The sequence below is a fragment of the Mesorhizobium sp. C268A genome, assembly GCF_040324475.1.
In the GTDB taxonomy this organism is placed as follows: Bacteria; Pseudomonadota; Alphaproteobacteria; order Rhizobiales; family Rhizobiaceae; genus Mesorhizobium.
Genome location: NZ_JAMYVX010000003.1, coordinates 285,744 through 306,358, shown reverse-complemented (window position 1 = coordinate 306,358; position 20,615 = coordinate 285,744). Strand labels below are relative to the sequence as shown.

Sequence of the window (20,615 nt, the reverse complement as noted above, 5' to 3'; positions counted from 1 at the left end):
GAATGACCTGACAGGCTGACAAAATGGCAAGCGGCATAAAGACCAAGAAAATCCTGCTGGTGTCCAGCGACCGGACCTTTGTGCAGGATACGCGCACCGCGTTCGCGGCCTCGGAGGTGATCCAGCTTTCGACCGTCGAGAAGAACATTACCGAACTGCGCGGCGAGGTCCAGGAAGCCGATTTCGGCGCGCTCATCGTCGACATGGATGCGGCAAAGCTGGAAGAGATCGAGTCGCTGCAGCGCATCATGCGCCGGCTTGAAGGCCGCGTTCCGGTGGTCGTCGTCACCCAGGAATTCAACGCAGCCGCAGTGCGTATCCTGGTGCAGCTCCAGGTCGCCGATTTCCTGGTCAAGCCGATCACCACCGCCGATCTGGTGCGGTCGGTCGTGCGCGCGCTGCAAGGGCCGGGGCGCGAAGAAAACACCGAGTCGCAGATCTATACCTTCATGCCGGCCGCCGGCGGCGTCGGCACCACGACGCTGGCGCTGCAGACCGCCTTCCAGCTGCATCATTCGGTGACGCGCGGCGCGTCGACCTGCGTGGTCGACCTCAACTTCCAGCAAGGCGCCTGCGCCGAATATCTCGACCTCGAGCCGCGCTTCGACATCACCGAAATCGAGAACCAGCCCGAGCGCCTCGACCGTCAGCTGCTGGACGTGATGCTGTCCAAGCATGCGAGCGGGCTCTGCGTGCTGGCGGCGCCAACGCATCCGTCGGAAATGCGCTCGTTCAAGACCGATGTCGTGGTGCGCATGCTCGATCTCGTCTCGGCCTATTTCGACAACGTCGTCATCGACATGCCGCGCACCTGGTTTCCGTGGACGGAGACGGTGCTGCTCGGCTCCAACAAGCTCTACATCGTCGCTGAAATGACGGTGCCATGCCTGCGCCATACGCAGCGGCTGATCCAGGCGGTCTACGAGACGGCAGGCAAGGAAGTGAAGCCGAACGTGATCGTCAACCGTTTCGAGCAGAAGATGTTCGACAACGGCATCAAGCAGGCGGATGTCCAGGAAATCCTGGGCGAGCATTTCGTCGGCGGCATCTCCAACAATTACCGGCTTGTGCGTGAAGCGGTCGACCGCGGCGTGCCGCTGCATGAGATCGACCCGAACGCCAATGTCGTCAACGATCTGAAGAGGATCATCCTGCCGGAAGAAGCCGTGGTGACGCCGGAGAAATCGCGCTCGCTGTTCGGCATCGGCAGGGGCCTCCTGAAGAGGAAAGCCGGATGACCAGCCGCTTCTCGACCCTGCAGAACCGTGACGTCCGCGCGCTGAAACCGGCCGAGGCGGCGCCGGTCGCGCATCACGCCGTGGTCATCCCGACGAACCGCAAGGCCTTGCCGCCGAAGCCGGAGACAACACCGGGAAAAAGCGCCAACAAGGTGCTCGATGCCCGCGTGCGCATCCACCGGCTGCTGCTCGAGGAAATCAACCTGGTCGCGCTGGAGCGCCTGCCCAAGGATGAGATGCGCCGGCAGGTGCAGGAGTTCGTGTCGGAAAAGACCCGCCAGGAGCGTATGGCGATCAACACCGTCGAACTTGAAGCGCTGGTCGATGACATCGTCGATGAGATGGTCGGCCTCGGCCCGCTGGAACCGCTGCTCAAGGACCCCGACATCAACGACATCCTGATCAACGGCCACCAGAACTGCTTCGTCGAAAAACGGGGCAAGCTGCAGCAGGTCCATATCCCGTTCAAGGACGAGGCGCATCTGTTGCGCATCGTCAACAAGATCGTCGCCGCCGTCGGCCGCCGGGTCGACGAATCGCAACCGATGGTCGATGCCCGCATGCTCGACGGCTCGCGCTTCAACGCCGCCATTCGCCCGGTCGCCGTCGACGGGCCGCTGGTGTCGATCCGCAAGTTTTCAAAGAACAAGCTCGGCCTGCACAAGCTGGTCGAGTTCGGCGCCATCACCCAGAATATGGCCGAGGTGCTGGCGGCGGCAGTCCACGCCCGCAAGACGACCATCATCTCGGGCGGCACCGGCACCGGCAAGACGACGATGCTCAACGCATTGTCAGCCTTCATTCCGGAAGACGAACGGTTGATCACCATCGAGGACGCGGCCGAACTGCAGCTGCAGCAGCCGCATGTCGCGCGCATGGAAACGCGCCCCGCCAACATCGAAGGTCATGGCGAGCTGAAGCAGCGCGACCTGGTCAAGAACGCGCTGCGCATGCGCCCTGACCGCGTCATCCTCGGCGAGTGCCGCGGCGAGGAGGCCTTCGACATGCTGCAGGCGATGAACACCGGCCATGAAGGCTCGATGGCGACCATCCACGCCAACACGCCGCGCGACGCCATTTCGCGCCTCGAGCAGATGCTGGGCATGACCGGCATGCCGATGACGGTGCAGTCGATCCGCAGCCAGATCGCCAGCGCGCTCGACCTTATCGTCCAGCTGACGCGACTGTCGGACGGCAAGCGCAAGGTGACCAGCGTCGCCGAGGTGACCGGCATGGAAGGGGACGTCATCCAGATGCAGGAGATATTCCGCTTCGTGCGCACTGGCATGGAGGCCGACGGCAAGATCCTCGGTCACTACGAGGCGACCGGCATTCGCCCGCGTTTCCTCGAGGACCTGCGCAATATGGGCATTGAATTCCCCGGCAAATATTTCGAACCCGGCCGGCCGCAGGAGTAGCCGGGTGTTCGAGAATTTCAGCCCGATCTATGTCGTTTATGCCGCGGCAGCGCTGACCGGCATCATGATCGCCGAAGGCTGCTATCTGCTCTATGCCGGCCGCAGCGACAAGCGCCTGGCCATCAACCGGCGCATGAAGCTGCAGGAAAACAAGATCAGCCAGGAACAGGTGCTGATTCAGCTGCGCAAGGAACGCGGCCTCGATTCCGGCACGTCATTCTTCTCGCCCGACCGTTTTCGCGCGCTGCGCACGCAGTCTGGCATGGTGATGCCGTTGCCGAAATTCCTGACGATGACGACGGGCGTCGCGCTCGCGATGATGCTCGTCGCGCTCTGGTACGGGCTGCCGCTGTTGCTCGCCATTTTGCTGTTTGTGGTGCTGACAGCGCTGCTGCCGGTAATTGTGCTGCGTTCCAAGCGTGCCCGGCGGGTGAAGCGTTTCGGCGTGCAGTTGCCGGAGGCGCTGGAATTGATCACGCGCGGCTTGAAGGCCGGGCATCCGGTTCCGGTGGCGATCTCGATGGTGTCGCGCGAGATGTCCGATCCGATCGGCACCGAATTCGGCGTTATCTCCGACGAGGTGACTTATGGTTCCGACCTGGTTTCTGCGCTGAATTCACTGTTCGACCGCGTCGGCCAGGAGGATCTGCCGCTGTTCGTCACCGCGGTTTCCATCCAGACGAGTTCGGGCGGCAATCTGCGCGAGATCCTCGACGGGCTGTCGACGACGATCCGCGAACGCGGCAAGCTGCGCCGCAAGGTGCGCGCCATTTCGACTGAGGGTCGTATGTCGGCCTATATCCTGACGGCGGTGCCGGCACTGCTGTTCGCCACCATCATGGTGATGATGCCGCAATTCTATCAGAGCGTCTGGGATGTACCGAAGACGTGGTATCTGCTGGGCGGTTCCGTGACATGGCTGATGCTGGGCAACATCATCATGTTCAAGATGTCGAACTTCCGGTTCTGAGATGGAGCAGATGATCCAGTTTCTTGCATCGCTGGCGCCGACGTCGCTGATGCCGGTAGCCGCGCTGCTGCTGGTGTTGGGTGGCAGCGCGGTGGCATGGCCGCTCGTGGTAGCCAAAGGCGACCGCAACGATCTCAAGCGCCGGCTCAAGATCGACGACAGCAAGACTCCCCAACAGGCCGAGGCGGCGCCGAAGAAGAACCAGAGCGTCGTGCGCGAGAAGGCGGTGAAGCGGGCGCAGGAATTCTACGCCAAGAGCGATCCGGAAAATGTCGCCCGGTTGCGTATGAAGCTGATCCAGGCGGGCTATATGGAGCCGCGCGCGATCGGCACATTCTTCCTGATCCGCTTCGCCTGCCTGGTGGGCGCAACGATCGGCGCGTTCCTGGTCAACCATTGGATGGGCAGCGCCGATTCCACCGCGACTAGCCGCTGGACCTTCATCATCCTGTCGGGAGCCGCCGGCTATTTCGTGCCCGGCCTGGTGCTCAGCCAGAAGGTGCGGGAAAAGATGCGCGAATACCGCAACGGCTTTCCCGACTTCATGGATTTGATGATCGTCTGCTCCGATGCGGGCATGAGCATGGAGGCAGGCATCGAGCGGGTCTCGAAGGAACTGGCCAAGACCTATCCGTCGCTGAGCCAAAACCTGCAGCTGGTGTCGCTGGAACTCAGGGCCGGCCGCAGCCTCGACGATGCCTTAAAGGCGCTCGCCGACCGCCTCAGCTTGGACGAGGTGCGCTCCTTCGCCACGCTTTTGCAGCAGTCGAAGGAACTCGGCACCAGCCTTGCCGGGGCGCTGCGCGTGTTCTCCGACGAAATGCGCCACAAGCGCATGTCGCTGGCCGAGGAGAAGGCACATGCCTTGCCGGCCAAGATGTCGGTGCCGGTGGTGGTGTGCATCCTGCCGGTGGTGCTGATGATCGCCGTCATCCCGATCATCGTCAAAATGACGGCGGTTCAGTAGATACCTAGGGGATTGCCCGGCGGCTTCTTGCGGTTACTCACTCCAACTACGCTTCATCTGGATGTCGAAACCCGGCCGGTTCGGTCGCTCTCCTTCGGCAAAATCCGCAAAGCAAAATGAGTGAGCCGTCCATGCGAATAGTCTTGTGCACCGCTTTCCTCGGCCTGGCCGCCACCAGTCTGTCGCCGGCCTCGGCCGCGGCCGACGATTGCGGCGATGCTGCCGCCCTGGTGCAACAGGCCTATCCCAGGGCCCAAAAGAGCGCAGACGGCGCCTCGTTCACGCTCGAACCCCATACCAGCATCGCCGTGACGCTCCCGGATACGCCGTTTGGCCTCGTCTGCAAGATATGGCCTGCCCATGACGATCTGTTGCTGGTCGCGGTGCCGCTCATCGACAGCAGCCAATCCAGCGACGACGGGCATGTCGGCGATGTCGACCTTCTGGTCGTCGACAGGAAGACCAGGCAGGTGCGCCAGCGCCTGCTCCAGCCCGGGCTGATGACCGATGATGCCATCGCCATCAACAAGGTCGAATTCGATACCGGCCGCTATGGCCTGGCGCCCGGTGTCACCGGCTTTGGCCTGCGCATCCAAATGGCGAGCCATTCGCGGCCCAATCCCTTCAGCGAAACCGACCTGCGGCTCTATGCCCTTGACGGCGGTGATCTGCGCCTGGTGCTCGACGGCATCATCGTGGCCGGTTTTGGCGGCGAAGGCGACACCAATTGCGCAGGATCCTTTCAATCCAGCCGGGTCAGCCTGGCGATGAGCCCGGCGAGACATCACGGCTATCACGACATCACAGTGTTCGAGCGGTTGGACACCGACAATCCGTCTGTCGACAAGAACGGCGAGTGCCAGTCCCATCCCGGAAGGTCCATGAAACGAACCTACCGGCTGCGCTATGACGGCAGCCGCTATCAGTTTCCGGCGGGGCTCAAGTCGATGGAGCCGGACTAGCCCTCGGCTGGTTAATGGCTGGTGTGCCCGAAACCAAATTTTAGGGGCGTTTCAGCACTGAAGTTTAATTGCCCTGTTGTAGTCTGCCTCCTGAAGAACGACCCGGTAAATCGGGCGATTGGGGCCAGGGGCATGCGTCACAGAATTTTCACGGCAATGGCCGCGCTAGCGGCCGTCTTGATGGTCAGCGGCTGTACGACTGAGAACGTCGATAAGACCAAGACCACGTCGATCCAACCGGTGGCAAAAGACGTCAGCACCTCCGACCTTGCGCAAGGCAAGGCGCAGTTCCGCGAGGCCAATTACGGCCTTGCCGAACAGCATTTCCGCAAGGCCGTGGAACTGAAGGCCGACAGTGCCGAGGGATGGATGGGGCTTGCCGCCTCCTATGACGAACTCGGCCGCTTCGACTTCGCCGACCGCGCCTACGACCAGCTTTTGAAGGTTGCCGGGCGCAAGCCGCAGATTGTCAACAATATGGGCTATTCGCAGCTGCTGCGCGGCAACAAGAAGAAGGCGAGGGCGCTGCTCATGGAAGCAAGGGCCGGAATGGCCGACCCGAGCGTGATCAACGCCAATCTGGCGCTGCTCAACAAGGGCTGAGACTCTTCGCGGGGACGGCAGTCGACGCTTTGTAAACCCTGTCGGCAGGTTGCTTTGAAAACCGGCCGAAAACGGTATCTCCGGCCGGTTGCATGCCTATGATGCGCCACAAATCGAGGATCCCAAAGGTTGCCGCTCATCCATGCTGGATTTCAGTTCGCTATTGCTGGCTGCTGCGCTGTCGGGCACATGCCTGAGCGTCACCATGTTTGTGATCTGGTTCACGGCGCCGCGTGCACGCTTCGTGCTGACGGTGGCGTGCGGCATTCTCGTCCTTGTCGCCCACGTCATCGTCTTCTGGCGCTACACGAGGGAGCCCAGTCCCTTGCTTTGCCAGGCGGCGCTGGCGCTGCTCAGCCTCGGTTTCCTGGCGCTTTCACTTTCGGCCATGCAATATCTTGGTGTGCGAAATTACAGCCGCGCTGTCCTGCCGGCCATGCTTGCGATGGCTGTCTGCGCCGGCGTGACCTATCTCGGTTTCGATGGTGTCGGCTTCATCCTCACCTATACGACGGTAACAGTGCTGCTCGCCTCGATCGGGGTGATGTTCTGGATCAAGGGCAGTCAGGATCGCGGCATTCTGCTGGTCGTTTCGGCGCTAAGCGGCGTCTGCGGCGTATCCTTCGGGCTCTGCGGCGCCGTGCTTCTGGTCAAGGGCCAGTGGGTGCTCGGCGTCGCACCCGACAATTGGGCCGAGCGGTTGAATTCGGTCGTGGCGGTCGCCTGCATGACGGCTCTCGGCGCGCTGACGCTGTCGCTGCATCATCTGCAGGCACAGATCGAACTGAAGGCCGAGACCCTGACCGACCCGTTGACCGGTCTGATGAACCGGCGGGCTTTGAACTCGCTCTATCGCGAGCGCGTCTTCGGCCCGTTCATGTCGGTCGCCATGTTCGACCTCGACCACTTCAAGCGAACCAACGATGTCTATGGCCATCCCGTCGGCATCGGGTGCTCTGCCGTTTCGCCCCAGTCATCAAGAAGTATGACAGGGTTGGCGTCGACGCCTTCCGGCTGGGCGGCGAGGAGTTCGCGTTGGTCATGTCTCGGATGACCGAAGACAAGGCCTACGATTTCGCCAGCAGGACCGGCGTCGCCTTCGGCACGGAAGTGGTGCCGACGCCGCGCGGGCCGTTGCGCAGCAGCGTCAGCGGCGGCATTGGCTTTGGCAAGGAAGACGGCAGCAGCCTGGATGAAGTGCTGGCCGAGGCCGACCGGGCGCTCTACGCGGCCAAGAACGCCGGGCGAAATCGCGTGCTTGTCCTCAACGGCAAAGCCGACGGACCGGCCCTGCGCTCAGCCTGACAGGCCAGAGTGTTATTCGGCGGCGCCGAGATATTCCGACAGCGGCGGGCAGGAGCAGACGAGGTTGCGGTCGCCGGCGACATTGTCGATGCGCGAGACCGGCGGCCAGTATTTGGCCGCTGTATCGACATCGCCGGCGGGGTAGGCCGCTTCCAGCCGCGAATAGGGGTGGGTCCACTGGCCGGCAAGGGTTTCGGCCGCCGTGTGCGGGGCATTGACCAGCGGGTTGTCCTCGAGCGGCCATTCACCCTTCGCCACTTTCGCTGCCTCGCCGGCAATGGCGATCATCGCCTCGCAGAACCGGTCGAGTTCGCGCTTGGGCTCGGATTCGGTCGGCTCGACCATCAGCGTGCCGGCGACAGGGAACGACATGGTCGGCGCGTGAAAACCGTAATCGATCAGCCGCTTGGCGATATCGTCGACGCTGATGCCAGCGCTCTCCTTGAGCACGCGCGTGTCGAGGATGCATTCATGCGCGATGCGATCGTGCCTGCCTTTGTAGAGAAGCGGGAAGTGCGGCGCGAGCCGCGTCGCCACATAATTGGCCGAGATGATCGCCGTCTCCGTCGCCTGCTTCAGGCCGGCGGCGCCCATCATGCGGATGTACATCCAGGTGATCGGCAGGATGGAAGCGCTGCCGAACGGGGCAGCGGACACGGCATGCGCCGAATCTTCGGTGACATGACCCGGCAGATAGGGTTTCAGATGCGCCCTGACGCCGATCGGACCGACGCCCGGACCGCCGCCGCCATGCGGGATGCAGAAGGTCTTGTGCAGGTTCATGTGGCAGACATCGGCGCCGATATCGGCGGGCCGCGCCAAAGCAACCAGGGCGTTAAGGTTGGCGCCGTCGAAATAGACCTGGCCGCCATGCTCGTGAATGAGAGCGCACAGGTGGCGCGCGCCTTCTTCGTAGACGCCGTGCGTCGAGGGATAGGTGAACATCAGGGCTGCGAGATTCTTCGAATGCTCGTTGGCCTTGGCCCGCATATCGTCCATGTCGATATTGCCGTCCTCCAGGCAACGCACGACGACGACGCTCATGCCGGCCATCGCCGCACTCGCGGGATTGGTGCCATGCGCGGACTGGGGGATCAGGCAGATGGTGCGATGGCCTTCGCCACGCGAACGGTGAAAGGCGCGGATGGCGAGCAGGCCGGCATATTCGCCTTGGCTGCCGGCATTGGGCTGCAGGCTGACGGCGTCGAAGCCGGTGATCTCCGCCAGCCAGCCTTCCAGCTCGCCGACCATGGCGCGATAGCCGGCCGAATGGCTGGCCGGCGCGAAGGGATGGAGGTTGGCGACAACAGGCCAGCTGACCGGCATCATTTCGGCCGCCGCGTTGAGCTTCATGGTGCAGGAGCCCAACGGGATCATGGTGCGGTCGAGCGCCAAATCCTTGTCGGCTAGCCTGCGCAGCAGGCGCATCATGTCGGTCTCGGAGTGGTTTTCGCGGAAAACCGGCTGGGTCAGAAACTCCTTGCCGCGCGGCTTGCCGGGCATCGCGCCGGCCTCAGTAGCGCCGGACTTGGCGCCGAACAGGGCGGCGATAGCCTCGAGATCCGCCTCGGTCGAGGTTTCGTCGAAGGCGATGCCGATGCGGTCGGCATCGACGACGCGCAGCAGCCGGCCACCTTTTTCAGCGGCAGCGGCGATCGAAGCTGCCTTGCCCTTCACTTCGGCCGTCACCGTGTCGAAACGGCTTGAGCCGAGCACGGAAACACCAGCGGTTTTCAGGCCTGCTGCGAGGCCGTTGGCGAGCTCATGAATTCGGGCTGCGATCGCCTGCAAACCAGTGGGCCCGTGCCAGATCGCGTATGCGGTCGCCATGTTGGCAAGCAGCGCCTGCGCGGTGCAGATGTTGGAGGTCGCCTTGTCGCGGCGGATATGCTGTTCGCGCGTCTGCAGGGCGAGGCGATAGCCGGGACGGCCTTTGCTGTCTATCGACTGCCCGACGAGGCGGCCGGGCATCAGCCGGGTCAGCTTGTCGGAGACGGCGCAATAGGCGGCGTGCGGGCCGCCAAAGCCCATCGGCACGCCAAAGCGCTGCATCGCGCCGACGGCGATGTCGGCGCCAAGCCTGGCCGGCGCGTCGGTCAGCGTGAGACCAAGCGGATCGGCGATGAAGACGACCACGGCGCCGGTGGCGCGAGCCTTCTCGATCGCCGCCTTGTGGTCGCCATAGACGCCAAACGTGTCCGGCCAGGAGACCAGCAGGGCGGCGGTGTTGTCGTCGATGGTCTCGCCATCGATCTCGATGCCGAGCGGCTCGGCGCGGGTGCGCACGACGTCCAGCGTCTGCGGATGCGGCGTGCCGGCCAGCGCTACCTTGGTGCGCTTGTCGCGATGATGGCGCAGCGCGATGCCGACCGCTTCGGCCACCGCCGTCGCTTCGTCGAGCAGGGAAGCCGAAGCCACCGGCAGGCCGGTCAATTCGGTGACCAGGGTCTGGAAGTTGAACAGCATTTCCAGGCGGCCCTGGCTGATCTCGGCCTGGTAGGGCGTATAGGCGGTGTACCAGGCCGGGTTCTCGAACAGGTTGCGCTGGATGACCGGCGGCACATGGACGCCGTGATAGCCGGCGCCGATGAAGCTCTTCAGCACCCTGTTTTTTGCCATGATCGCCGACAATTCGGCCAGCGCTTCGGCTTCGCTCGCCGGCGCGGGAAGGGCTAGCGGCAGATCGAGGCGGATCGACTGCGGCACGGCCTGGCTGATCAGCGTCTCGACGGAGGGAACGCCGATCACGGCAAGCATGGCTCTGACGTCGTTTACATCAGGACCGATGTGGCGGGCCGAGAAGGGGGTAAGTGCTGCGCTCATGGCAATAGGTCCTGATGTCAACCGATATGGGCTTTGTAGGCGGCCTCATTCATGAGGCCTGCGAGTTGGCCTTCGTCGGCGAGCTTCATCTTCCACAGCCAGCCGTCGCCGGTCGCAGCGGAGTTGACCAGCGACGGGTCCGAGGACAGCGCGCCGTTGGCGTCGGTGATCTCGCCATCAACCGGCGCATAAACATCGGATGCCGCCTTGACGGATTCGACGACCACGGCGGTGTCGCCCTTACTGAGTTTGGTGCCGATTTGAGGCAGTTCGACGAAGACGAGATCGCCAAGCTGTTCCTGCGCATAGTCGGTTATCCCGACGGTGGCGATGCCTCCCTCGACGCTCAGCCATTCGTGATCTTGTGTGAAATAGGTTTTTGCCATCGGAATTATCCTTTGCGGTAGCGATGAGGAGTGAAGGGCAAGGAACTGATATCGACCGGGATTTTCGTCCCGCGAACGTCGGCGAACAGTTTCGTGCCCGGCTTGGCCAAGGCCGTTGACACATAGCCCATGGCGACGGGATGGCCGGCCGACGGGCCGAAGCCGCCTGATGTCACGTAGCCGGCCGGATCGCCGTCGGCATCGAACAAAGCAGCGCCGGCGCGCACCGGCTGGCGGCCGTCCGGCTTCAGGCCGACGCGCTTTTGCGACGGCCCGCGCTCCAGGATGGACCGCAGCGCATCGGCGCCGATGAAGGACCCGCCGGCGCGGAGATCTTTGGGGATCGCCCACATCAGGCCGGCACTGGCCGGATCGATCTCCGGCGTGATGTCCTGGCCGTGCAGGCACAGGCCGGCCTCCAACCGCAGCGAGTCGCGGGCAGCAAGGCCGATCCACAACACACGCTCGTCCTCGAGCAGTTTCGTGACCAGAGCGCGCGCATCCGCCTCCGGCAGGCCGATCTCGAAGCCGTCCTCGCCGGTGTAGCCGGAGCGGCTCATGAACCAGTTTTGCTTCGGCTCGATGCCATGCATGAACAAGAGCGAGCCGGTCTCGATGCCGGCGCGGGACAAGGCAGCCCAGGCTTCCGGCCCCTGGATCGCCAGGAAGACGCGGTCGAGCGCATCGACTTTGACGTCGAAGTCCGCGGCCAGCGCACGCAAATGCTTCTCGTCCTCGACCGCATTCCCGGCGTTGGCGACCACCATGAAGCGCTCGGCGCCGAGCCGGGTGACGATCAGATCGTCGATGATCCCGGCGGCCTCGTTGAGGAAGAAACTATATTTGGACTGTGAAATCTCAAGCGCGCCGGCATCGAGCGGACTGGCGCGGTTGAGCAGTGCCGCAGCGCCCGGTCCGCTGACAGCGAACAGCTTCATATGCGAAATGTCGAACAGGCCGGCATGTTCGCGGGTGTGAAGGTGCTCCTTCATCACGCCGGCCGGATAGGTCAGCGGCATCGACCAGCCCGCAAAGGCGCCAAAGCGTGCGCCGGCGGCGGTGTGCAGATCTTCGAGAGGAAGGTGTTTGGTGTCGTCGCCCGTCATGTCATCTCCAGAGTCGCACGCAATCGGCCGCTGCTGGCGACCAGTCCGTGCCCCTCTGTCTGAAGCCTGAGAGACTCGCGCAACCGGAACTCTGTCGGCGACGCTTACACCTTCGGCGCGGGGGCAAGCCCCGACTTTCCAGAGTGTCTTTCCCGTCTACGGTTCTTTTGCCTGAGAGATTTCGGGCGATTTCCCCTTCGGCGGCAGCTCGCGCTGCTCTCTCCCGCAAACAGGTAGGACTCAAAACTTAAGCCCTCGACGCGCCATCCATAGCTTGTCGGCGACACCTTGTCACCTGCCAGCGACACGTAAAGCGCGTCGTCTTTACAGTCTTCGCTAACCACGCCGTTTGCCGGTTTTTCAAGACAATGGCGATATTCTGGGCTGACGGTTTGGCCGGCAATTGCGTTGGGCACGGCGGATGGGGATTGACAGATGGGCGAACGGATCGGGAGCGCGCCGGTGGCGGGGCTGGCCTCGAAGGACCGCATCACGGCGGAAGATGTCGTCATGCTGCGTCGCGAAGTGTTCGCCGACGGCGTGGTGACGCGCGGCGAGGCTGAAGCACTGTTCGCGCTCGATGCGACAGCGACGGACAAATGTCCGCAATGGCCTGAATTCTTCGTCGAGGCCGTTACCGACTACATCGTCCACCAGGAAAAGCCGGCAGGCTATATCTCTGAAGACAATGCCGGTTGGCTGATCCAGACCATCTCGCGCGACGGAATGGTCGACAGTGTGACCGAACTGGAGCTGCTGGTGCATGTGCTGGAAAGGGCGAAATCATCGCCCGGCCGGCTCTCCGCCTATGCGCTCGAGCAGGTCGCCAACGCGGTGGTCGACGGCAAGGGACCACTGATGCTCGGCGGCGCGCTGGTTCCCGGGCTGGTCGCCAAGGCAGAGGTCGATCTGTTGCGCCGCATTCTCCATGCCTATGGCGGCGACGGTAACATCGCCATCACACGGGTTGAGGCCGAGGTGCTGTTCCAGATCAACGAGCAGACCGCAGCGACCCACAGCGACCCGTCCTGGAACGACCTGTTCGTCAAGGCGCTCGCCAATTTCGTCATGTGTTCGGCCGGCTACGAAGCGCCGACGCGCGATGTGGCGCTGCGTCGTGACAGTTTCTTGGACCAGGTCGAGCCCGAAATTGGTGGCTTCTTCAGCCGCATGGTGTCGGGCGGACTGGCCGGCATCATGGAAGCCTATCGTTCGCCCGGCGATATCGAGGCCGAATGGGAGTCGAAGAACCGTGCCGCCGAGGCACTCGCGCGCCGCGCCGAGACGATCGACGCCAGCGAGCCGAAATGGCTGGCCGATCGCATCGGCACCGACCGCCCGCTGCGTGACAATGAACGCGCGCTGCTGACGCTGATCAAACTCGCCTCGCCGGAGATACATCCGGCGCTCAAGCCACTGCTCGACAAGGTTGCTTAAGCCGCGCCGTTTTCTGCGACCGTTTTGCAGAGGACGATATTGGAGTGTCTTCAGGCCAATCGCCAAGTTCGGCCACGCGCTCGAAACCGGCTTCCTCAGGCAAGCTCGGTTCGGTCGGAGTCAGATCGTGCTCGGTCAGAATGCGAGGCCATCAAATCCCGCCATACCAGTCATAGCCATGGTCTTCCCAATAGCCGCCGCGGCCGCCGCCGATATTGGCAAAACTGTCGACGAGCTCGATCTTGTAGAGATACTTCGGCATCTTGTAGCCGAGCTGTCGTTCGACGCGCACGCGCAGCGGCGCGCCGTTTTCGACCGGCAGCGGCTTGCCGTTGAGGCCGTAGGCGAGGATCGTCTGCGGGTGGCGGGCATCGATCAGGTCGATGGTGCCGTAATATTTGATTTCCCCGGAGAGGCTGCGATCGATCGTATCGAGGCAGTGGAACATGACATAGCGGGCCTGCGGCTTGACCACAGCCTGGTCGAGCACCAGCGACAGCGGGGTGCCGGTCCATTTGGCGATGCAGCTCCAGCCTTCGACACAGTCGTGGCGGGTGATCTGCGTGCGGCTCGGCATGTTCTCCAACTGCTCGCGGCTGAGCGACAGCGGCTTTTCGACCAGGCCCGTTACCTCCAGCCGCCAGTCGGCGAAATTGTTGGCGAGCAGGCCCTTGTAGGTGTCATCGTCGGGCGCGGTGACGCCGTTCGGCCGCTGCGGCTGGCGGATGTCGGCCTCGGTGAATTCCGGCGCCAGAGCATCGCGGCCGGCAAGCCAGCGTTGCGCGCGGTAGGTCAGGCCATTGGCGTTTTCGAGGAAACTGCGCAGGCCGTCGCCCATGCCGAGCTGGCTGTCGAAGGCATCGCAGCCCGACAACATGATGCCGGAAACGCCGAGGCCGGCGCCCGTCAGGAACTTTCGGCGGCTGATCTGGAATTTGGCCATCTCACGCACTCCTCTCGGTGTCGCCATGCCTTGGCGGATCGGTGCGGTACCAGCCGGTGATGATCGAGCGCAGTTCGTTGATCGGGCCGGCGGCGAGGATCATCATCATATGGACGATGAAAAAGCCGACCAGCAGCACCATCACCGTGAAATGGATGGTGCGCGCCGTCTGCCTTCCGCCGAGCAGTTCGTTGAGCCAGGGCAGCACCGAGTTCATGCTCGGCGACATGGCAAGGCCGGTGATGATCATGAGTGGCAACAGCACGAACAGTACGCCGCCATAGGCCATTTTCTGCAGCGTGTTGTATTCGCGTGTGTGGTGGAACCTGAGCTTGGCGTGCTCGATGATGTCCTGCGGCAGCCGCTTGAGATCGTCAAGGCGCGGCGCCAGATCGCGGCGCAGATGGCCGTTGACCAGGCTGGCGACCAGCCAGACGACCAAGGTGGTTGTCAGTATCCAGGCGAAGAAGAAATGCACAACGCGGGCGGTGCCGAGATCGTAATAGGACGGGATTGTCGCCCAGGACGGGAAGGCACGCGACGTTTGCTGCCGGGCCGGGCCCGACCAGCCGAGCACGCCTGTGGTGTCGAAGCGATGGCCGAAGATTTCGGTATAGCCGCGCGGGCCGGTGGCGGTGTTTTCGGCGCCGATGGCAAAGACGGTGTTGTTGTACTCGAAGCCGGATTGCTTGCCGATGTAGAGCTGCGGCCGGGCATTGAAGATCTGCAGGCCGGACAAAAGCAAGAAGAACAGCGAGATCGCCCACAGCCAGTGCGTCAGGCGGGTCCAGCGCGATTGCCGGTAGATCAGCGTCGCATCCTTCGTTGAGGCGGCATCGACGCCTGCGCCGGGCTGACTCATGGTAATGGTTTCCATCTTTTCCTCGCCTCCGGCTGCGCGATCCTGGGATGGCCGCGCTCGTCCTTGTCCTCCCAATACGTCGCTATCGAAAGCGATGTTTCATGCGGTCACGTTTTTATTACGGGCACGGGTTTATCGCGGGCACGGATACTCAATTGCCGAGGCTCACCGCGAGATTGACGACGGCGGCGACGATGACGGCGTTGAAGAAGAACGACAGGATCGAATGGACAAGCACCACGCGGCGCATATGCGAGGTCGTGATCGCGGTGTCGGCGGTCTGCGCGGTCATGCCGATCACCGTCGCGAAATAGAGAAAGTCCCAACCGTCCGGCCGTTTGCTGCCGGGAAAATCGAGGCCGCCGACCGGTATCTTCTTCTTGGTTTCGGCATCGATCGCGTCGCCGTCCATCCAGTAGACATGCGCATAGTGGAGGGCGGCCATGGCATGGATGGTGAACCAGCCAAGCGGGATCGACAGCATGGCGAAGCCGAGTTCGATGGGGTCGCGATCCTTGTGATTGATCAAAAGGAACAGCAGGACAATGGCCATGGCGACGATGCCGAGCGTGATGGCAAAGATGCCCAGCACTGGGAGGTCCAGTTCGCGCGCGTTCTTGCTGAGATAGCGGCCGGACAGCAGCGGCATCTTGGCGATGACGAGCGCGATGAAGACGACGAAGAAGGAATCGGCGGCAATCGAGATCGAATAAGCAAGCCGCGTGGAGACGGGGAGCGATCCAATCAAAGGCAATACCGCGGCAAATACGACCAGACCGACGGCTAGCGACACAAAGAACTGCTTGTGCCGCTGCAAGGGGTTATTCGGCGATGTGTCGGCCATAGCCCGACCTCGGATGATGCTTCACGTCTGGTCGGGTGTGACGGATTTCAGAGCCCGCCGCAAGATACGGTCGAGCTCACCCAGGAAACGCGAGCGATCCTGTGGCGCAAAGCTGGCATTGTAGCCCTTGCTCTCGCCGGTTTCGCGCAGATGCTGCTTCAAATCGCGCATTGCAACCGCCATGCCGATGGTCTCCGGCGTGAACGGCCGGCCGGTTGGCCCAAGCACATGCGCGCCGAGCCCCACGGTGCGAGCGGCAAGCGGGATGTCGGCGGTGATCACGATGTCGTTGGGTTTTGCGTTCTCGACGATCCAATCGTCAGCGGCATCGGCGCTTTTAGAGACGACGACGTTGCGAATCATCGGATCGCGCGACGGACGCAGCCCGCCATTGGAGACGTAGGTGACGACCACGCCATGGCGCTCGGCGACCTTCTCGACCTCGGCTTTCACCGGGCAGGCGTCGGCGTCGACGTAGATGGCGGGTGCGGGCATTATCTCTCCAAAACGGACATGGGGCCGGCATGTTACCCGGCCCCATGCCAGAAATCTCGTACCGTCAGGCCGGCAGCGCGCCCGACTTCTTCGCCGTCCAGGTGGCTATGTAATCCATCAGGCCGGGGTTGAGACAGTCATAGGGTTCGAGGCCGATCGATTTCAACTGGCCGCGAATGCCGTCCATGCGCTTGGGGTCGACACCGGATTCGATGATCGACGAGACGAAAGCGGTGAAGCCCGGCGGTGACCAGCCGTCTTCCTCGAAGCGCTCGGGATGGATGAAGGACAGACCCTTGAACGGATGATCGCGCTCGACCGGGCCGTGCATGTGGACGCCGCAACCGGTGCAGGCATGGCGCTGGATCAATGCTGCCGGATCGACCACCTTCAGCTTGTCGCCATTCTCGGTGACGGTGACGTCGCCAGTGCCGGCGACCGCCACGACCGAGAACACCGCGCCGTCCGGTTTCCAGCATTTGGTGCAGCCGCAGGCATGGTTGTGGGCGATCTGGCCCTTGACCGTCACCTTCACCGGCTTGCTGGTGCAGGCACAGACCAGCGTGCCGCCGGCAAAGCTTGCGCTTTCCTTCGGCAGGCCATTGTCGATTTTCGGATGCAGTTTCTCAGGCATTATCTTCCTCCCTTGTTGAACCCATGCAACTACAGTCGCTGGCCCTTCGGTCGGCGGCTTCTTCTCCTCAATAAACGACGACGCTCCTGATCGACTTGCCCTCATGCATGAGGTCGAAGCCCTTGTTGATGTCTTCCAGCTTCAGCAAATGGGTGATCATCGGGTCGATCTGGATCTTGCCGTCCATGTACCAGTCGACGATTTTTGGCACGTCAGTGCGGCCGCGTGCGCCGCCAAAGGCGGTGCCCATCCAGGTGCGGCCGGTGACCAGCTGGAATGGCCTGGTCGAAATCTCCTGGCCGGCGCCCGCAACGCCGATGACGACCGACTTGCCCCAGCCGCGATGCGAGGCTTCCAGCGCCTGGCGCATTACCTTGGTGTTGCCGGTGCAGTCGAACGTGTAGTCGGCGCCGCCGATCTGGTCGGCACCGCGCTTGGTCATGTTGACGAGGTGGGGGACGATGTCGCCGTCGATCTCCTTCGGATTGACGAAATGCGTCATGCCGAACCTCTCGCCCCATGCCTTCTTGTCGTTGTTGAGATCAACGCCGATGATCATGTCGGCGCCGGCCAGCTTCAGGCCCTGGATGACATTCAAGCCGATGCCGCCTAGGCCGAAGACCACGGCGGTCGCGCCTTGCTCGACCTTGGCGGTGTTGATGACAGCGCCAATGCCGGTGGTGACGCCGCAGCCGATGTAGCAGATCTTGTCGAAGGGGGCCTCGGGGTTGACCTTGGCCACCGCGATCTCGGGCAGCACGGTGAAGTTGGAGAAGGTCGAGCAGCCCATATAGTGAAAAATCTTGTCCTTGCCGATTGAGAAGCGCGACGAGCCGTCCGGCATCAGGCCCTGGCCCTGCGTGGCGCGGATGGCGGTGCACAAATTGGTCTTGCGCGACAGGCAGGACGGGCACTGCCGGCATTCCGGCGTGTAGAGCGGGATGATGTGGTCGCCCTTCCTGACGCTAGTGACGCCCTTGCCGACATCGACGACGATTCCGGCGCCTTCATGGCCGAGGATTGCCGGAAACAGACCTTCGGGATCGGCGCCCGACAAAGTGAACTCGTCGGTGTGGCAGATGCCGGTCGCCTTGATCTCGACCAGCACCTCGCCTTCGCGCGGTCCGTCGAGGTCGACCTCCATGATTTCCAGCGGCTTTCCGGCGGCGACAGCGACAGCGGCGCGGGTTTTCATCAGGCAATTCCTCCCAAGGCGATTGGTCTTCAGGCTTTCAGGGTTTTTATACTGTTTCAACCCGATTTGGCGACCAAATATGGCGCAAATCTTGGCTCAGTCGTCGGCGAGCCCAACCTTCGCCCCTCGGCACGGGCCTGGCGGGCAGGGAGTGTCTTGATGGGTGCGCTGCCGGCGGTGCTTGAGCCCGGCTGCCGAAGCCCATAAGAAGGACGAAAGACCGAGGAAACGCCTTCGATGTTCACGAAAATCCTGATCGCCAATCGCGGCGAGATTGCTTGCCGCGTCATCAAGACGGCGCGCAGGATGGGGATTGCCACCGTAGCGGTCTATTCCGACGCCGATCGCGACGCCGTGCACGTCGAAATGGCCGACGAAGCCGTGCATATCGGGCCATCGCCGGCCGCGCAAAGCTATCTTCTGCCTGAAAAGATCATCGCTGCCTGCAAGGAGACGGGCGCGCAGGCCGTGCATCCCGGCTACGGTTTTCTGTCGGAGCGGGCCGCCTTCTGCGAAGCGCTTGAGGCTGAGGGCATGGTCTTCATCGGTCCAAAAGCCAAGGCGATCAAGGCGATGGGCGACAAGATCGAATCGAAGAAGTTCGCCAATGCCGCAGAAGTGTCGACGGTACCGGGCTGGCTTGGTGTCATCGAAAATGCCGACCATGCCGAAAAGATCGCCGGCGAGATCGGCTATCCCGTGATGATCAAGGCCTCGGCCGGCGGCGGCGGTAAAGGCATGCGCATTGCCTGGAGCCAGTCGGAAGTGCGCGACGGCTTCGACCGGGCGCGCTCGGAGGCGAAAAGCTCGTTCGGCGACGACCGCGTCTTCATCGAAAAGTTCGTCGTCGATCCGCGTCATATCGAAATCCAGGTGCTGGCCGACGCGCATGGCACCGCCCTCTATCTCGGCGAGCGCGAATGCTCGATCCAGCGCCGGAACCAGAAGGTTGCGGAAGAGGCGCCGTCGCCATTCCTCGATGCCAGGACGCGCAAGGCCATGGGCGAGCAGGCCGTGGCGCTGGCCAAGGCGGTCGACTACCAGAGCGCCGGCACCGTCGAGTTCATCGTCGATGCTGAAAAGAACTTCTATTTCCTTGAAATGAATACACGATTGCAGGTCGAGCATCCGGTGACGGAGCTTGTTACCGGCATCGACCTAGTCGAGCAGATGATCCGTGTCGCCGCCGGCGAGAAGCTGGCGATCGAGCAGAGCGACGTCAAGCTGAACGGCTGGGCGGTGGAAAGCCGGCTCTATGCCGAGGATCCCTATCGCAATTTCCTGCCCTCGATCGGCCGTTTGACGCGCTACCGGCCGCCGGAGGAGGGCACGTTCGGCGACATCGTCATCCGCAACGACACCGGCGTCACCGAAGGTTCCGAGATTTCGATGTTCTATGACCCGATGGTGGCAAAACTCTGCACATGGGCGCCGACACGGCTGGCGGCAATCGACGCCATGTCGGAAGCGCTGGACAGTTTCGTCGTCGACGGCATCGAGCACAACATTCCATTCCTGGCGGCGCTGATGCAGCATCCGCGCTGGCGCGAGGGGCGGATATCGACGGGCTTCATCGCCGAGGAATATCCTGACGGCTTCGCGCCGATCGTGCCCAATGGCGATGAAAAGGCAGTGCTGGCGGCGATCGCCACCGCGGTCGAGCTTCTGCGCCGCGACCGGCTCGACCGGCTGGGCGGGCGGCTGGCGCCGCATTCGGGCGCACTCAAGCGCGATTGGGTGGTGAAGCTCGGCGACGACTATCTCCAGGCTTCGATCATCGAGGGCATGATCTCCATTCCGATGGAAATCGATCTGTCGGTCGATGGCGGCAAAGCGCTGACCGTGGCGTCCGACTGGCGGCCGGGCGACCTCATCTGGCGCGGCACTGTCGGTGCCCGCAAGGTCACGGCGCAGATCAGGCCGGCGCCGAACGGCCTGCGCATTGCCTGGAAAGGCATGTCGGTGACGGCGCGCGCCATGCTGCCGCGCACGGCGGAGCTGGAAAGGCTGATGCCGGAGAAGGTGGCGCCGGACACGTCCAAGATGCTGCTTTGCCCGATGCCGGGCCTGGTCGTGTCGATCGCGGTTGCCGAGGGGCAGGAGGTCAAGGCCGGCGAGACGCTGGCCGTGGTCGAGGCGATGAAGATGGAAAACGTGCTGCGCGCCGACCGCGATCTTGTCGTGTCGAAGCTCAACGCCAAGCCGGGTGACAGCCTGGCTGTCGATGCGGTGATCATGGAGTTCGCCTAGAGATTGTTTGGAAATTCTACTCCGGCGGCCATCTGAAGGTGGTTCTGCGCTTCCCGTGCTCACGGACCAATGGCCGCTGCGCTCCGGTTCTCGAAACCACCATCATATGACTCGCCAGTGCGAATTTCGAACAATCTCTGAGCCGTGCGGCTGGGTACGGAAGCCTGTGGTCGGTGG

At 63.0% G+C, this 20,615-nt stretch carries 19 protein-coding genes and 1 riboswitch; of the genes, 10 read left to right on the top strand and 9 right to left on the bottom strand.

Features of this window, described 5'->3' with window-relative positions:
* Window positions 1-23 precede the first annotated feature (23 nt).
* From NKL06_RS28395 to NKL06_RS28360, 8 genes are all read left to right on the top strand, one after another.
* A complete protein-coding gene (locus NKL06_RS28395) occupies window positions 24-1,238 on the top strand; it encodes a CpaE/TadZ family protein (RefSeq protein ID WP_023681597.1) in 1,215 nt (404 codons plus the stop codon).
* On the top strand, window positions 1,235-2,656 hold the full coding sequence (locus NKL06_RS28390; protein ID WP_023667600.1) for a TadA family conjugal transfer-associated ATPase: 1,422 nt from the start codon (window positions 1,235-1,237) through the stop codon (window positions 2,654-2,656). The genes NKL06_RS28395 and NKL06_RS28390 overlap by 4 nt, the downstream gene beginning before the upstream one ends.
* Window positions 2,657-2,660: 4 nt before the next feature.
* On the top strand, window positions 2,661-3,626 hold the full coding sequence (locus tag NKL06_RS28385; protein WP_023681596.1) for a type II secretion system F family protein: 966 nt from the start codon (window positions 2,661-2,663) through the stop codon (window positions 3,624-3,626).
* Between the two features lies 1 nt (window position 3,627).
* On the top strand, window positions 3,628-4,593 hold the full coding sequence (locus tag NKL06_RS28380) for a type II secretion system F family protein (protein ID WP_023681595.1): 966 nt from the start codon (window positions 3,628-3,630) through the stop codon (window positions 4,591-4,593).
* Between the two features lie 131 nt (window positions 4,594-4,724).
* Entirely contained in the window at window positions 4,725-5,555 is an 831-nt protein-coding gene (locus tag NKL06_RS28375) for a PA3715 family protein (protein WP_031193122.1), read from the top strand.
* A gap of 132 nt (window positions 5,556-5,687) precedes the next feature.
* On the top strand, window positions 5,688-6,158 hold the full coding sequence (locus NKL06_RS28370) for a hypothetical protein (RefSeq protein ID WP_023681594.1): 471 nt from the start codon (window positions 5,688-5,690) through the stop codon (window positions 6,156-6,158).
* A 142-nt stretch (window positions 6,159-6,300) separates the two neighbouring features.
* Window positions 6,301-7,212: a GGDEF domain-containing protein gene (locus NKL06_RS28365; RefSeq protein ID WP_280939969.1), complete on the top strand. Its 912-nt coding sequence runs from the start codon at window positions 6,301-6,303 to the stop codon at window positions 7,210-7,212.
* Window positions 7,110-7,463: a GGDEF domain-containing protein gene (locus NKL06_RS28360; protein WP_280791131.1), complete on the top strand. Its 354-nt coding sequence runs from the start codon at window positions 7,110-7,112 to the stop codon at window positions 7,461-7,463. Before NKL06_RS28365 ends, NKL06_RS28360 begins: the two co-directional genes overlap by 103 nt.
* A 12-nt stretch (window positions 7,464-7,475) precedes the next feature.
* Here NKL06_RS28360 and gcvP read toward each other — a convergent pair whose 3' ends face one another.
* Genes gcvP through gcvT form a run of 3 tightly spaced genes read right to left on the bottom strand, consistent with a single transcriptional unit; the run spans window position 7,476 to window position 11,778 of the window.
* Window positions 7,476-10,286 carry an aminomethyl-transferring glycine dehydrogenase gene (gene gcvP / locus NKL06_RS28355; protein ID WP_023691144.1) on the bottom strand — a complete coding sequence of 937 codons (2,811 nt, stop codon included), beginning with the start codon at window positions 10,284-10,286 and terminating at the stop codon, window positions 7,476-7,478.
* Between the two features lie 17 nt (window positions 10,287-10,303).
* A complete protein-coding gene (gcvH, locus tag NKL06_RS28350; protein WP_023681591.1) occupies window positions 10,304-10,672 on the bottom strand; it encodes a glycine cleavage system protein GcvH in 369 nt (122 codons plus the stop codon).
* Window positions 10,673-10,677: 5 nt separating this feature from the next.
* Complete coding sequence (gene gcvT / locus NKL06_RS28345; RefSeq protein ID WP_023691145.1) at window positions 10,678-11,778, bottom strand: glycine cleavage system aminomethyltransferase GcvT; 1,101 nt, start codon at window positions 11,776-11,778, stop codon at window positions 10,678-10,680.
* 149 nt (window positions 11,779-11,927) lie between these two features.
* Window positions 11,928-12,014: riboswitch (glycine riboswitch) on the bottom strand.
* Between the two features lie 199 nt (window positions 12,015-12,213).
* On the opposite strand from gcvT, the gene NKL06_RS28340 reads away from it, so the two are divergent.
* Complete coding sequence (locus tag NKL06_RS28340; RefSeq protein WP_023691146.1) at window positions 12,214-13,215, top strand: hypothetical protein; 1,002 nt, start codon at window positions 12,214-12,216, stop codon at window positions 13,213-13,215.
* A 151-nt stretch (window positions 13,216-13,366) separates the two neighbouring features.
* Here NKL06_RS28340 and NKL06_RS28335 read toward each other — a convergent pair whose 3' ends face one another.
* The 6 genes from NKL06_RS28335 to NKL06_RS28310 all read right to left on the bottom strand — a co-directional run bounded on the left by NKL06_RS28335 (window position 13,367) and on the right by NKL06_RS28310 (window position 18,188).
* Window positions 13,367-14,158, bottom strand: coding sequence for a molybdopterin-binding protein (locus NKL06_RS28335; protein ID WP_023691147.1), 792 nt, complete (start codon window positions 14,156-14,158; stop codon window positions 13,367-13,369).
* A 1-nt stretch (window position 14,159) separates the two neighbouring features.
* On the bottom strand, window positions 14,160-15,035 hold the full coding sequence (locus NKL06_RS28330; RefSeq protein ID WP_023691148.1) for a cytochrome b/b6 domain-containing protein: 876 nt from the start codon (window positions 15,033-15,035) through the stop codon (window positions 14,160-14,162).
* A gap of 136 nt (window positions 15,036-15,171) precedes the next feature.
* On the bottom strand, window positions 15,172-15,864 hold the full coding sequence (locus NKL06_RS28325; RefSeq protein WP_023688301.1) for a DUF1345 domain-containing protein: 693 nt from the start codon (window positions 15,862-15,864) through the stop codon (window positions 15,172-15,174).
* Between the two features lie 21 nt (window positions 15,865-15,885).
* Window positions 15,886-16,359, bottom strand: coding sequence for a YaiI/YqxD family protein (locus NKL06_RS28320; RefSeq protein WP_023691149.1), 474 nt, complete (start codon window positions 16,357-16,359; stop codon window positions 15,886-15,888).
* 64 nt (window positions 16,360-16,423) lie between these two features.
* Window positions 16,424-16,993 (bottom strand): S-(hydroxymethyl)glutathione synthase, encoded by a 570-nt coding sequence (gfa, locus tag NKL06_RS28315; RefSeq protein ID WP_023691150.1) that lies wholly within the window; start codon window positions 16,991-16,993, stop codon window positions 16,424-16,426.
* Window positions 16,994-17,060: 67 nt separating this feature from the next.
* Window positions 17,061-18,188 (bottom strand): S-(hydroxymethyl)glutathione dehydrogenase/class III alcohol dehydrogenase, encoded by a 1,128-nt coding sequence (locus NKL06_RS28310; protein ID WP_023691151.1) that lies wholly within the window; start codon window positions 18,186-18,188, stop codon window positions 17,061-17,063.
* A 237-nt stretch (window positions 18,189-18,425) separates the two neighbouring features.
* Here NKL06_RS28310 and NKL06_RS28305 point away from each other — a divergent pair, with 237 nt between their 5' ends.
* Entirely contained in the window at window positions 18,426-20,438 is a 2,013-nt protein-coding gene (locus NKL06_RS28305; RefSeq protein WP_023691152.1) for an acetyl-CoA carboxylase biotin carboxylase subunit, read from the top strand.
* Window positions 20,439-20,615: the final 177 nt, after the last annotated feature.